This is a genomic window from Halioglobus maricola, from assembly GCF_009388985.1.
In the GTDB taxonomy this organism is placed as follows: domain Bacteria; phylum Pseudomonadota; class Gammaproteobacteria; order Pseudomonadales; family Halieaceae; genus Halioglobus; species Halioglobus maricola.
This window is the reverse complement of sequence record NZ_CP036422.1, coordinates 1,979,870-1,993,682: the sequence shown is the minus strand read 5'-3', so window position 1 is coordinate 1,993,682 and position 13,813 is coordinate 1,979,870. Positions and strand designations below refer to the sequence as shown.

Annotated in this window: 14 protein-coding genes; 3 read left to right on the top strand and 11 right to left on the bottom strand. The window is 55.0% G+C overall.

The window, feature by feature from the left end:
- Position 1: 1 nt before the first annotated feature.
- Complete coding sequence (locus tag EY643_RS09050; RefSeq protein ID WP_152661901.1) at positions 2-682, top strand: nitroreductase family protein; 681 nt, start codon at positions 2-4, stop codon at positions 680-682.
- On the opposite strand, the gene EY643_RS09045 is transcribed toward EY643_RS09050, so the two are convergent.
- Complete coding sequence (locus tag EY643_RS09045) at positions 679-1,722, bottom strand: TIGR03617 family F420-dependent LLM class oxidoreductase (protein WP_152661900.1); 1,044 nt, start codon at positions 1,720-1,722, stop codon at positions 679-681. The genes EY643_RS09050 and EY643_RS09045 overlap by 4 nt on opposite strands.
- An 8-nt stretch (positions 1,723-1,730) precedes the next feature.
- Positions 1,731-3,110, bottom strand: a complete 1,380-nt coding sequence (locus EY643_RS09040; RefSeq protein WP_170287340.1) for a M20/M25/M40 family metallo-hydrolase — start codon at positions 3,108-3,110, stop codon at positions 1,731-1,733.
- A 114-nt stretch (positions 3,111-3,224) separates the two neighbouring features.
- Here EY643_RS09040 and EY643_RS09035 point away from each other — a divergent pair, with 114 nt between their 5' ends.
- Complete coding sequence (locus EY643_RS09035) at positions 3,225-3,602, top strand: Rap1a family protein (RefSeq protein ID WP_152661898.1); 378 nt, start codon at positions 3,225-3,227, stop codon at positions 3,600-3,602.
- Here EY643_RS09035 and EY643_RS09030 read toward each other — a convergent pair.
- On the bottom strand, positions 3,599-4,432 hold the full coding sequence (locus EY643_RS09030) for a class I SAM-dependent methyltransferase (RefSeq protein ID WP_152661897.1): 834 nt from the start codon (positions 4,430-4,432) through the stop codon (positions 3,599-3,601). The genes EY643_RS09035 and EY643_RS09030 overlap by 4 nt on opposite strands.
- A 110-nt stretch (positions 4,433-4,542) precedes the next feature.
- Here EY643_RS09030 and EY643_RS09025 point away from each other — a divergent pair, with 110 nt between their 5' ends.
- On the top strand, positions 4,543-5,580 hold the full coding sequence (locus EY643_RS09025) for an SDR family NAD(P)-dependent oxidoreductase (protein ID WP_152661896.1): 1,038 nt from the start codon (positions 4,543-4,545) through the stop codon (positions 5,578-5,580).
- On the opposite strand, the gene EY643_RS09020 is transcribed toward EY643_RS09025, so the two are convergent.
- The 8 genes from EY643_RS09020 to EY643_RS08985 all read right to left on the bottom strand — a co-directional run bounded on the left by EY643_RS09020 (position 5,549) and on the right by EY643_RS08985 (position 13,663).
- Positions 5,549-6,397: a ThuA domain-containing protein gene (locus EY643_RS09020; RefSeq protein ID WP_170287339.1), complete on the bottom strand. Its 849-nt coding sequence runs from the start codon at positions 6,395-6,397 to the stop codon at positions 5,549-5,551. The genes EY643_RS09025 and EY643_RS09020 overlap by 32 nt on opposite strands.
- Before the next feature lie 105 nt (positions 6,398-6,502).
- Entirely contained in the window at positions 6,503-7,306 is an 804-nt protein-coding gene (locus EY643_RS09015; RefSeq protein ID WP_240732870.1) for a hypothetical protein, read from the bottom strand.
- 60 nt (positions 7,307-7,366) lie between these two features.
- The gene (locus EY643_RS09010; protein WP_152661894.1) at positions 7,367-8,896 is read right to left on the bottom strand and encodes a porin family protein; all 1,530 of its coding nucleotides are present in this window, start codon (positions 8,894-8,896) and stop codon (positions 7,367-7,369) included.
- Positions 8,893-9,678, bottom strand: coding sequence for a hypothetical protein (locus EY643_RS09005; protein WP_152661893.1), 786 nt, complete (start codon positions 9,676-9,678; stop codon positions 8,893-8,895). The genes EY643_RS09010 and EY643_RS09005 overlap by 4 nt, the downstream gene beginning before the upstream one ends.
- Before the next feature lie 152 nt (positions 9,679-9,830).
- Positions 9,831-10,604 (bottom strand): SDR family NAD(P)-dependent oxidoreductase, encoded by a 774-nt coding sequence (locus EY643_RS09000; protein ID WP_152661892.1) that lies wholly within the window; start codon positions 10,602-10,604, stop codon positions 9,831-9,833.
- A gap of 175 nt (positions 10,605-10,779) precedes the next feature.
- Positions 10,780-12,423: an AMP-binding protein gene (locus EY643_RS08995; RefSeq protein WP_205743191.1), complete on the bottom strand. Its 1,644-nt coding sequence runs from the start codon at positions 12,421-12,423 to the stop codon at positions 10,780-10,782.
- 80 nt (positions 12,424-12,503) lie between these two features.
- Positions 12,504-13,217 (bottom strand): WS/DGAT domain-containing protein, encoded by a 714-nt coding sequence (locus tag EY643_RS08990; RefSeq protein WP_152661891.1) that lies wholly within the window; start codon positions 13,215-13,217, stop codon positions 12,504-12,506.
- Complete coding sequence (locus EY643_RS08985) at positions 13,190-13,663, bottom strand: hypothetical protein (RefSeq protein ID WP_152661890.1); 474 nt, start codon at positions 13,661-13,663, stop codon at positions 13,190-13,192. The genes EY643_RS08990 and EY643_RS08985 overlap by 28 nt, the downstream gene beginning before the upstream one ends.
- Between the last annotated feature and the right edge of the window lie 150 nt (positions 13,664-13,813).

Genomic DNA, 13,813 nt, shown 5'->3' with positions numbered 1-13,813 from the left:
TATCGTGGACGATTACGAGGCAATCCCCCTACCCCACCGTCAGGTTCTCTCTGACACGGAAATGCAGAAACGCGCCCAAGGTTATTTCGAGCATGTCCGCACCCGCCATTCGGTCAGGAGTTTTAGCGCCAAGGCAGTTCCACGAGAGGTGATCGAACAGTGCATCCGGGCTGCAGGAACAGCACCATCAGGCGCCAACCACCAGCCCTGGCACTTCGTCTGTGTGGGCCATCCAGAGACCAAGCGCGCCATCCGGATCGCCGCCGAACATGAAGAGGCAGAGTTCTATGGCGGCAAAGCCAGCCAGGACTGGTTGAATGACCTGGACAAACTGGGCACGGACCAACACAAACCTTTTCTGGAAACCGCGCCGTGGCTAATCGCTGTGTTTCTCGAGCGCAGCGGAGCTGACAGCGATGGCAATAAGCGCAAGAACTACTACATGCCTGAATCAGTGGGTATCGCCACGGGGTTTCTGCTGAACGCCCTGCACAGCGCAGGGCTGGCGACGCTCACCCATACGCCCAATCCGATGAAGTTTCTGAGTGAAATCCTGGAGCGCCCCGCAACGGAGCGCCCATACATGCTGATCGTAGCCGGGCACCCCGCCGAGGATGCCACGGTGCCGGCAGCGGCACTGGAAAAGAAATCGCTGGCTGAAATCGCAACCTTCCTGGACTAGCGTTTGAAGCCTGCCCAGGGGGTTGTGAGGCTCTGGATGTCACGAATCAGGTCTGCCGGCAGGCTCCCCGGCATATCGTAGGAGGCGCTGTCGGCGATTACATCCGCCAGGCCGCCGAACTGGGTCTGGATCTCGGCGACGATTTCATCGTGTCTGCCAATCGCTCCGAACAGCTGCAAGATGTCATCGCTAATCAAGGCCGGCATCTCCTGCCACTTTCCTTCGCGCGCCAGGTGATTCAGCTTTTCCCCAAGATCGAGCAGATCATGTTGTTCCAACACAGGCCAGTAAGCGCGCGTGGAACCGTAGAAGGCCACACGTGAGCGATAAAACTCCAGGCTGGTGGCCACCTCCTCGTCATTTGCACCAGTAACCAGGAAGCCACCGCCACTGATTTGCAGGTCCTCGCGATGTCGCTCGCCGCGCGCCAGTCCAGTCTCCAGTTGCGGCAAGATGACGTTCTCAATGTACTTGCGAGTACAAAAGGCATGGAGGCGAACCCCGTCCGCCACTTCCCCCGCGACCCGCAACATGGCGGGCCCCACAGCGGCCATGGTCACAGGTGGCGGCGCATACGCCATCGGCTCCGGCGTAAAATTCGGCGTCATCAGACTGAACTGATAGTGCTTACCCTCAAAGTCGAGTTCGGTACCGCCATTTTTCCAGCACGCCCAGATCGCACGCAGTGCATGAATATACTCCTTCATGCGCGGAGCCGGTGGTGTCCAGGGCACAGAAAATCGCCGCTCATTATGCCCTTTAACCTGTGGTCCAATTCCCAGCACAAACCGCCCGGCGCTGGCCTGCTGCAGATCCCAGCAAGTGTTAGCCAGCACCATGGGCGAGCGAGGAAAGGCAATCGCCACCCCTGTACCCAGGGTAACGCGCTCGCTGTTCACAGCCGCCACGGCGAGCGGCAAAAAGGGATCGTGCCGGTTTTCCTGCGTCATCACGCCGTTGTAACCCGCAGCCTCGATCCGGCGGATTTCGCCGGAAACCTTGCCAAGATCGTCCTGAATCAGGGTGGTATGAATTTCCATTCCGGCAACTATTCCGAACCGTAACGCATCATGCCAGTGGCCACGTCGATTGACTTCCTGAAGCTCTCGACACCAACCCACTCATCGGTGCCGTGTATGCCGGAGGCCTGGGTATAGTCGATCACTGCGCCATGGAACCGGTACTGATCTTTGGCGAGCTCGATATAGTGACGTGTGTCGGTGGTGGCCATGAGCAGACTCGGCACTGGAATCGCCTCGGGATACACATCTGCTACCGCGCGGGTTATCGCCTGGTAGCCTGCGCCTTCCGTGTTGGCCGTGCCCGGCATGCCACTCCAGGGCGACGACGCAATGTCGATTTGATCATCATCAATGACATCGCGCACGTAGCGGATGACGCTGTCTACGGTATCACCAGGCAGTAAGCGGAAATTCACTTTCGCTTCTGCTCGCTGAGGCACGACATTTTCCTTGATCCCAGCATTGAACATCGTCAGCGCCGTAGTGGTGCGGACCATGGGTGCGGTCAGCCTGTCTTCTGCCATGCGCCCGGCGATCATCTTGTCAGTGAGCCAAAGGTTACTGAACATAAGTTGTTCGGGTTGACCCATGTGCGGCGCCAGCGCAACCAGCATTTCCTTGACGGGACCAGAGAGCCGTGGGGGAAAAGGGTTTTGCTCGAGCTTATCCAGAGCCCTGGCAAGCCGGCCGATAGTGGAAACCGCTGGCGGGCTGGATGAATGTCCGCCCTCGCCTTTCGCGGTCAAGGTGAGCGTTGTGTAGCCTTTCTCGGCGATATTGATCATCGCCATGGTGTTGTCGGGCAACATGGGGTTCCCTGTCAGCAGGTAGCCGCCCTCATCGACCATCCAGTCGAATTCAAGCCCCAGTGCTTGCATCCGCGCCGAGAGAGCTGCTGCGCCATTGCGACCACTCACCTCCTCGTCATGACCAAAAGCAAGCACAATCGTTTTCCTGGGTGCGTAGCCCTCTTGCAGCAAGCGATCTACTGCTTCGAGCAGGCTGATCACTCCGAGCTTATCGTCGACAGTGCCTCGTCCGTAAACGCGACCATCAGCAATCACACCCGCGAATGGCGGATGCGTCCAATCCTGCTCAGTTCCCGGTTCGATAGGCACCACATCATGGTGCGCGGTAAACAGAATCGCGCCGGAGCCAACGCCGGGCCAGACCAACAACAGGCTGTACTCGTTCACCCATTCCGCTACCAGTTCGCTAAACACCCTTGGGTACGTGGACTCCAGAAACTGCTTGAATGCATCAAAAGCCTCTCTATCGACCAGTTCAGGGTCTTGATGACTGATGGTGGGTATCTGAACTGCCTGTGCCAGACGCTCTTCAGGATTGGCGTGTGCGACTACAGAAAAGCTGGCCAATGTTGCCAGCAAGATGAAAGAACGAAGCACAGGATTCCCCTTATTTGAATTTGCAGTCAATTTACCAGCTTGTGCGCTAAAACCCTACGTTCACATGCTAAGCTCACCGCCTAACGACTGCTGACCGACCGCCGGAGAACCATCATGAACCGTCTTATCATCGCTGCAGCTTGGCTGTTTGCCAGTATCAGCACCCAGGCCGCACTGACTGTTGACGGCTACCGCGATATGCAGGCGAAGCACGGTGAGGACAACGAGGTGCTTGAAATTCAGGTGGGTATGTACGTTGATGGTCTTCTGGACGGGCTTTTTATGATCTCCCGCGACCTGCCTGAGGAGAAGCGCGGTTGGTGTATTCCGGACGATGAAGAGATTACGCTCGACCTCGCCCTGGAACTGTTCAAAGAGGAACTCAGTGTACGCAACGCTGAATACACTGAGTTCTCGGAGCTAGGCATACAAGTGCCCTTCTCCCTCGTTATGGTCGATGCGCTACAGCGGCACTATCCCTGTAAATCTTAACCGCCAGCCTGGGGCTTGCGAAACACCAGCGTCATCCGCTCGCTTTCACCAATGGCAAGATAAGGCGCCTTTTCCTCATCGGTTTTCAGGTTGCGCAGCCCGGGCGGCAACTGCCACACACCCACTTCGTAGCGCTTGTTATCGAGAGCATTTCTGTTGAAGAAGCCCTCGGCCTCCAGTACGAAACCGGCTCGAGCTGCCTGCGCGATGATATATTCGCGCCCCACATAACCGATATTCTTCGACAGCCAGTCCTGCTCCGGATCAGCCATGTGCTGAACCAGCCCCAGCTTTCCACCCGGCTTCAGTGCGGCGTAGAAGTGATCAAACACCGCCTCCACCGTGCCACGGCTAACCCAGCCATGGGCATTGCGGAACGTCACAATTCTATCGACTGAGCCATCTGCCACTGGCGCGATGGCCAGCTCACCTGTTTCCTCGTTGAACATGAGCGAAGCCACTTCGACTTTGCCAAAGATATCCGCGTCAGCAGCCATTTTCTTCTCGAAACGCTGACGTGATCCGGCCCGGTAACTCGCCTGCTTGTCATTCTCGTCATAGTGGGCGGCAATAAACTTTCCCTCTTCCTTGAGATAAGGCGCGAGAATCTCGGTATACCAGCCGCCGCCGGGCCAGATTTCCATCACCGTGTGCTGGGGCTGGATATCGAACAGCTTCAGCGTCTGCAGTGGGTGGCGATAATCATCGCGGGCCGCGTAAGCCTCGGTGCGGTGCTTGCCTGCAATTGCCTGCTGAAGAGCTGCATCATCGGCTGTTGCCAGCTGTGCGCCCAGAAGAAATGCCAGAGAAGTGAGTAACGTACGTTTCATGCGACGGATTCCATGATTTGAAAGATGGCGAAAGCTTATCTTGTGGCGGTGGGGATTCGCAACAAACTCGCTATACTGAGACGAATTAATTTCATCGGAGCCCATCGAACATGCTTTCACGCCGTCAGATTCTACTCGCCGGCACGGCCGCTGCCAGCACGCCGTTTGTTTCCGGGTGCAGTGCAAACGAATTTCAAGTCAGCATCAATCAAAGCCTCCCCATCGGTAACTTCGACGAGCAATCGACAGGAGAGGATGTCACAGCGGCACTGGATCTCACCGGCAAGGTAGCGCTGGTCACCGGCTGCAACTCTGGTCTGGGCTACGAAACCATGCGCGTGCTCGCCCTTCGCGGCGCCCACGTGCTGGGTACTGGCCGGACCCTGGAAAAGGCCAAAGTCGCTTGCGACAGCGTGACAGGCAAGACTACGCCGCTCGCACTCGAGCTCAGTGACTTCCAATCGGCCGTGGACTGCGCGGGAGCTATCGCCTCAATGGGTCTGGTGCCCGATAGCATCATACTCAATGCCGGCATCAATACGTTCGGCGACCTGGAGTTGGTAGGTGGAATAGAAAAGATGTTCCGGGTGAACTACCTTGGCCATGTTGTACTTGCCAATCAGCTCCTGCCTGCGATGGTCGCCAGAGGCAGTGGCAGGATAGTCCATGTGAGCAGCCGCTCGGGCTACTCGCAGGCGCCCGCTCAGGGAATCGATTTCGACAATCTTCGCGGTGAAAAAGTCTTCGATGCCGGGGAAGCGTACGGACGTTCAAAACTGGCTAACGCCCTCTTCTCGCTGCAACTTTCACAGCAACTTCAAGGTAGTGGCGTTACCAGTAATGCTATTCACCCGGGCCTGGTGAAAACCAACATCGCCCGCACGGCTCCCACCATTATTCGGCGTGGTTTTGGCCTGCTTGGCGGCCTGATCGCCAAAACACCGGCCCAGGGTGCTGCGACCCAGCTCTATGTAGCAACGGCGCCAGCGCTCGCCACTGTGTCCGGTGCATACTTTGAAGACTGCAACCCAGTCAATGTAAGTGGTCCGCACCACATGACTGACGCCAAGATGGCGGCAGAACTATGGGCAGTGACCGAAGAAATGACCGCCGGGTTTACGGTGCCGTGGGCATCCCTACCCAGCTAAGAGCTCCGCTAACCATACGCTGGAATCCAGGGATACTGTATGTCGCCGCCTGGTGGCCGATCGCCGTGTAGAACACCCTGCCCTCGCCCTGAAGATGACGCCAGGTGATGGGGTGCTCTCCTTCCATCCGATCCTGACCGAAGAAGGTCTCCCCCTTGGTGATATAGGAACTTTCATCCAGGGTGAGCAGTATTTCGTATCCCTTGTCCCGCGGATTGCTGGCGAAGGCATACCACTCTTCAGCTGGCACCACCCAGGGCGTCTCGAGATGCGCCGTGATGCCCGGCATGGATTCTGCTACCAGTACATGGGCGTCCTGAAACTGGGGGGCCATCGTGTGGCCAACAAACTGTGCGCCGATCAACTCGTCTACATACCATTGCCACTGATAAGACGGATCACCGCCTGATGCATGGAGGCCAACCCAGCCGCCGCCATTCTCTATCCATGTTTTCAGAGCTGCGCGCTGTTCTGTCGTCAGCACATCACCAGAGACATTGTTCCATACCACGGCCTGGAACTTATTCAGGTCCTGGGTATTGTGAATAGCGGCGTTATCAGTGAAATAGAGTTCCCAGCCGTTCTCATCGGCAATTCGCTGAAGCATGGCCTTGCCCGCGGGAATAGCTTCTTTATGTATGAAACCATTGGTTTTACTGTGCACCAGAATCGCCGGGCGCGTAAACGCAGGGACTTCCGGCGCCTGTGTTTCATAGTCAGCCCTGGGTATCAGCCCGAGTGACCTCAACTGGTAATAGCTGAAAGCGGCGCCACCGATGAACACGACCAGTACACCCAAGAGTATTCGTTTCAGCACAATAGATTCCCCAGTAGTTTGATTTCACGCGTTAGCTGCGTTGCTGGATTGTAAGGCATCTAGCGGCAAGCAAGATATACACTCGGCGCGATCGACGACACGCGTCTAGAGCTGGTAGTTAAACTCAACCCGATGGTCGCCGTCGGCAAAGTCCACCTCGTCGGTAAAGTTGGCAAAGTAACGCACATTAAACACCGGGCTGATCTGATAGCTCAGGGCGATCTCGTGTGTCAGCACGTTGTCGTTGCCCGCGCCATAAGCGTTATCTTTGTAAATATCTGAGCCAGACAAAGTAGCGAGGAAGAAGGGGTTGTAATTCATCCAGACTTTATCGGTGATGGCCCACTTCCCGTACATTCCGGCAAGGGCGTAGGTGCCGGGAATCGAATAACCGCTGTCGATACTGCCATCGTCCTCGAGCACATTATTGCCAAACGCAAGACCCAGGCCCACGAGGGGGTAAATGTTGATCGAGCCAAATTTCGGCAGTGCCTGCATCACCCCGTAGGAAATTGTGCCGCTCTCCTCAGCGAAATAATTCTCGTCAAAGTTATAACTGACATCCAACTGCCCGCCCCGGCCGTTGGTCAAATCCACTTTGAAGTTGCGCAAACGCAGAGAATCGGCAGAATTATCGCGCACTGAACCGCTGTCCCAACCCACGGCCTCACCGAGCAGGCCTTTGGCCTCAAGTACATTCATCGCCATGGTCGTGGGGCTACCAGTATCGTAACTCCTGCCAGCTTTCAGGTTGATACCCTTATTGGTGACACCGGCTCCTACCTGCGTGTAAACCGCGAGCGGGTCGGACATATCCTGAACATCACTGTCGCTGGCCGTTTCGTCCTGGGCACTAGCGGGGAGCACAACGAGTGCCGCTGCGCATATCATTAGAATTTTCGATCGCATCCTGCTTTCCCTTCGGAATGGGTCATCCATTGATGATTCCCACTCTATCTGACCCTATGGCTAGAAGCGATAGTTAACCGAAGTGATAAACGCATCCCGCGACCCGGTGAAGCCATTGTATTCCGCCGACACGGCCCAGCGCTTGGAGATATCCCAGTTGGCGCCGACCAGTGCATTCCAACGGTCGACATTCTTTTGCTGAATTTCGTAATCAATAGTGAGGCTCACGCCTGGAACATCCACCGAGCCCGTGACATCCAGCTCCGCCTTGAGGTAGTTGCCGCCTACAAAGGGTGAGACGGTACCCCATTTTCCCAGCTTGAAGGAGTAGCCCACACGCGGGGTGGCGGTATAGGCGATACCGTCGGTTTTGGTGGTATCCATATCCGCGTAGCTGAAGTTAAGGGGAATCGTGACAAAAAAATCATTCCAGCCCCCGGCGAACATGACCCCTACCCCGTAGGTCGTACCGCTGAAATCAGGTTCAATATCAAGTAGGAAGCTCTGGTCCTCCAAGAGCCTGCACAGTGGGTTCGGCCCCGGCCGACTGCAGTCCTCTCCCAACTGGTCCAGCATGCCGTTGCCGTCAAGGGATATGAGCATTGGGGCATCGCCTTTGAGGTCACCGACCAACAGGGAGACATTCATGAACGGCAACAGCCAGGCATCGAAAATCAGCTGCACGGAATCACTTTCTGCACTGGCATCAGAGAAATTCACGAACTCGAATGCTTCTTTTGAGCCACCGTTAAAACCGACATCGAGGCTACCAAGATACATGTCCTGGTCAATGCCGGCATAGTTCAGCCGCACACCGAAGGGAAGTGGCAGATCGTAACCGAGATCGACTACGCGCTGCGCCATCAAGGGTAGCGGGCGGTCCCACTGCCGCGGGGGCTTCTCGATGTGGTCACCGCTGTCATCGAGGGTGGCATTAGGTATTGCGATGTCACTAACTCCCGTATCCGTCAACGCTTCATTGACGCTGGCTTTCACCACTCGCGTCGTAAGGACGGCACTCGCTCCTTGCTCAGCAAAGTAGTAAAGGGAGAAATCCTCACCCTGTCTCGAGGCGATGCGCTTTGTGCCGCTATCGCCAATACTGGATTCGGCGCTTAGAGATGGCATGGCTCTGCCTTTACGAAACTCGTCCAGGAGTTTACCGTCCTTGAAAACGATCAGTCCGCTGGAGCGCGAAGCACTGACACCCGGACCCAGGTCGAGTCTACGGATGTCGATGTAAGTGATACTACCGTCGCGATTGTCGTGTAGCTCCCCCAGCCCGGTACCGCCACCGGCGACCAACATGTTGGCACCGCTGAACTGCCCGGCAAAGAAACCGGCTGCACTCTTGAGTTCCGCTTCAGTGTCCGGGTATTGCTTGACGGTCTGCTGGACAATTTGTGTTGTCTGCTCCGCCAGGTCCAGCCGGGTCTGCTCAAGTTGCTGGGGCGAAAACTGACTACAGGCAGTCACGCCTGCAGCCAGGATAAACGTTCCAATAAGTCGTACTGAGTGTGAAAGAGCGGGCCTGCGCTTCATCGCGTAGACAAGCCCATAACGGACTGGATCAAGACTGAGAAGCCTCACGAATGCCGCCAGTCATGCACGAGCAACTTGCATCCAATAGCGCCAAATATCATTGGAAAAACAAAGTACTGATACTGCGTCCACACAAGCGCAAGCAAAGTATCCCAGATATTCCCCGGCATGTTGACGAAGCCGTCGAACACTTCAGAGAATGTAAAAATAAAGGTCGTCGCAATAGGTTCACCACACCCTAGCACCACTACCAGGTAGCGGTACGGTGAGCGTTTATTGTTGAGATGGAAAAAATAGAATGTGGTCGCCAGATTGACGAACGCATACCACTCCAGCGCGTAGAACGTGCCGTTATGGTTCACCGTCCGGAGGTCGAGAGCGCCGAACGTGGAAAGCACCCAATAGTAGAGGTGCCAGGGTTTTTCGCGCATATAGTCGGTCTGCGCGACAAGATCCTCTAAAGTGACAATATTCTCGAACACGAATGGCGAGAAAATGACCCAGGGAATCTCCCACTGGATATTGGTGATCGCATAACTGACCATCCAGACTACGAGCAGATCGTGATACAAATCTTCCTTCTGCTGACCGCTGTAGCGCCGCAGAAACCAGACCACAATCCAGCCATTGAGCCAGACGCTGATCAGATACATGGATGCCCGGCTACTATTCACAAAATCGAGTACACCCACGTAAAACAAGACCATGACAGCCAATGTGCTGGCTATCCATGTCAACGTCCATGTTTTGAAGGCGCTCTTTGCGGGTTGGGATAAAGCGCGCTGGGGCGCCAGGTGTTCAAAGCCAACGCCGGCCGATGATGTCGTCATACCCGCTTCCTGATCGTCTTATTATTAGATGTGTCTGCCCACCGATTGGGCCTTAATAATACGCTGTGAAATCAGTCTGTTACTACCCCAGTTTAGGGCACCACCGCAGCTAGTGTATCTATCCGTACTGCCCAGACCGCTCACAAATCGGGCTAGAAACCCTCAACGTCGTGTACTTGCTTCCAGATAAGCCCCGGAAGGAATCGACGCATCAACACGCCAATTCTACTATCGCGTGTAGGTAGAACAAAAAATTTGCCCTTGTCCAGGGACTGCTCAATCGCATCAATTACGTCGCCAGGCGCGAGGGGTTCACCCTGGCTGTCCAACATCTTGGGCCAGTCTGATTCCTTACCCTGCTTCAGAAGTGGTGTAGCAACTGCTGGGGGACAAACACAGGCAAAGCGAATACCCGAGTTGATATTCTCATGGTACAAGGTCTCGGTGAATGCACGAACCGCAAACTTGGTGGCTGAATACGCGCCTGTCTTCAGCATCGGAATCCAACCGGCCATGGAGGCAAAGCTGACAAAGTCGCCGCGACCCTGTTCAAGCATGCCGGGCAGCACTGCCTGAGTAATATTGACCAGCCCACCGTAGTTGATCGCCATCTGCTTGTGGATAATGGCATTGTCCTGCTCGGTAAGAATCCCAAAGGGCATGATCGCCGCGCAGTTATACAAACGCCCGATCGGGCCATGTTTCTCCACAACGTCAGCAGCCGCAGCACAAACAGCCTCAAAATCAGTGATATCTACTGACCAGGCGTGCACAGTATCAAAACCAGCAGCAGTCTCAGCCATCCCCTCCTGATTGACGTCGAAAAGCGCCACAGTCGCGCCAGCTGCTGCAAAGCGGCGCGCAGCCTCGCGGCCCATGCCACTGCCACCACCGGTTATGAGTACGAGGTCGTTGGTCTGATTCATGCTGGTCAGGTCCTGAAAATGCTCAATTGATAGCGCCGGAGTATACGTTGGCAAGCGCTGAACTCCGCACCACGAGCGCAAACGACTGAGACTAGTTCAAATCTTTACGCTGAGATGTATCCGTGTATCACTACACGATGCACAAGGTTCCGGCCAGCGATCTGCCAATAGGCCATCAGGCCACGACCGAATCAGCCCATCTAACCCCGCGAACGCTATCGCTGAACCGCGAGTAGGCAGATTCGATATTGCTACGCTTGAGTTTCATGGTAGGCGTGAGCATTTCATTCAGGATGGACCATTCATCCTGAACCACAAGCACGCCAGACAGCTGTTCGTGTGATTCGAGTCCTGCATTAACATCCTCGAGTAAACGATCCAGCTCGGCTTCAACGTCTTCATTACTCGCGCTCACGCCCTGGGCTAATACGACAAGGGCGTAAGGCTGCGGCTGCCCTGACCCAGTGACACAAACCTGTTCTATCAACGGACACGCGGATACAAGGGATTCAATGGGAACAGGTGATACGTATTTTCCCTTGGCTGTCTTGAACTGCTCCTTAACTCTACCAATGATGCGCCATACACCTTCAGTGCTCACCTCAGCCTTGTCGCCCGTGCGAAACCAACCATCCTCGAAAGACTCCGCGGTCGCTTCCGGGCTCTTGTAGTAACTACTGAAAACTGAATCACCGCGAATAAGCATCTCTCCAGCTTCAGACAACTTGATTTCCAGTCCGTTAACGGGAATGCCTATTGTTCCGAGGCGGCTTGGATCAAAGGGTATATTGGCCGCTCCGACTCCGGAAGTCTCAGTCATCCCCCAGCCCTCTACGATCTCGATGCCGATGCGGGAATACCACGCTAGCAAGGCGGGTGCTATCGGTGCAGTACCTGATACAAAGATTTTGCAGTGGCCCAGCCCCAATTTGTCGCGGATGGCTGCAGACACTGTCGAGCCATCGTCAGATTGCAGTAGACCTTCCAGTGTGTCGTAATCTATCTGGGCGAGCACTTGCGCCTGAAACTTAGCCCAGAGTCTGGGAACAGACACAAACTGGGTTACCTTGGCGTACTGCAAATCACTGACAAATGTCTCTAGCGATTCGTTGAAAAAAACCTCGACATCGGCGTAGATAGACCCTATTTCTACCGCGGCCCTTTCAGCCACATGCGCAAGCGGCAGGTATGAAAGCACCCTGTGGCGGCCCTCAACGTCACAGTTGTCGGAGAGCAATTCCTGCGAGGAAGCGCGTATGTTGCTGTAGGTCAGGCCCACGCCTTTGGGCACGCCGGTACTGCCCGAGGTATATACGACTGTCCACAAATCGTCCGGCAGTGGCATGACCGGTTCTTGGAGCTCAGCAAAGCGGGAAAACCAGTCCGTCAGTGTATCCACACCCTCTTTCGCGTATCCACCGAAAGTGACTCGATCACATTCGCCAAGTGCTTCATCTACAGCAGTATAGTCATCAAGTTTCCCAATAAATATGGCTTTGGCCTGGCTGTGGCCAACCACATGCTCGATGGTCGCTACACCGGCGTTCGGATAGATTGGGACGCTGACCATGCCTGCCATCATGATACCCAGATCAGCGATTAACCATTCGGCGCAATTCTTGGAAATGAGGCTGATTCGGTCACCCTTTTCACAACCTCTCTCTATGAGCCCTGTGGCGACTTTGCGTGCCATACTGGCCACATCGGAATACGAGTAGGTAGTCCACTCCCCGTTCACTGGCTGATGCAAGTAAGCAGCTTTTGGCTGCTTGCTCACTCTTTGCATGAAGCATTGCAGTGGTAACATCTCTCTTTTCATGCGTTTTTTCCCTGGTTATACGGTGTCATGCAACATCATCAGATGACTGCTTCAAAGTATTCGAAAAGATCTGAACGAGCCTAGTTGGCAGAGGCCTGCTTGCGCTTCTTGGGCGTTGAATTCTTAAGGGGTTGGGCCTTCAGCAGGTCGTCGAAACTCTCCTGCATGCACTCGGCGTAGAACTCCGGATCAGGCAAGATATCTCGATCAGCAAGAAGCGTGAGAATGACGTTGCCGTTATAACTCGTCACAACATGGAAAAGCCCCTGCCCCTCGGCGAGTATTCCCATGCCGAATGATTTGACCAACTCTGCGCCTGAGAAATACATTCTGAAATTCGGGCCTGGCACGTTGGTAAGGACTGTGTTGACTGGAGGCTTGAACCGGTCGGCAAGACCCGCCATCATCTTTGTTCCAGCAGCGGTCAGCCCGGCAGGCATGGCGCCGGATATCTCCATGAGCGTCTTCGCACCGATCGCTTCATTCATCGCCTTGGACCTTTGCGTCTCGGCCATCACAAACTCCAGCCGTTCTGCTGCGCTGTCCAGATGCGTGCCGCCACCCACGATCATCATCGCCACCTGGTTGCCCGCGCTGTCCTTGTCATTTTCATCACGAACGGAAATCGGCGCACGAATTTTCAGCGTCTTTTCCGGGAGGTCCTTTTTGGCTTTCAGATATTTGTGAAGCGAACCACCAACTACCGCAAGCATTACATCGTATACGGTTGCACCGGAAAAACTGCTACGGATTTGCTTGATGTCACTCAGCGCAAATTCGCGACCGTCAAACACTCGGTGGTGACCGATCTTTGTATTGAACCGCGTTTTCGGCGCGTTTCCCTTGGCATCGTCGCGCTGAAAATATTGTTTCCGCGTATCAAACAGCCGTTTTGGCACTGGCAATAAGTTCCGAAGATAGCGCCCTCGAATGTACGTGCATTGCCGGTTGTGCCAATGCCACGGATCTGAATGTTGGCAGAGGAAGAGGGAATATTGGTCTTGTTGAAAGAGATGCTGAGAGAGACCGCCTTGATATTCTCAATATTGAATACGCGGGCGTCGTCCATTTGATCTCCACTCACGGAGGTGACAGCGATAGCCACGTCTTGCATGTTCTCTACGCGTCGCTGAGCTGTTACAACAACTTCTTCAAGCTGTTGGGCCGTAGCGGGCAATGCGCCACTGCCGGTTGCTGCTACCGCAGCCGCCATTGTTGCAATGCGAAACTTGTTCTTCATGAGATAAATCTCCCTTTTTTATGTCGTATGAAGGCGTTGAGTGCCCTCGGCTATAGAAATTCTTTTGCATTGAACCCGGGGCGCCCGCTGGCTGAAACACTGTGTCATCAGTGTAAACATCTCGTCGCCCATGCCACTTGCTTGACTACC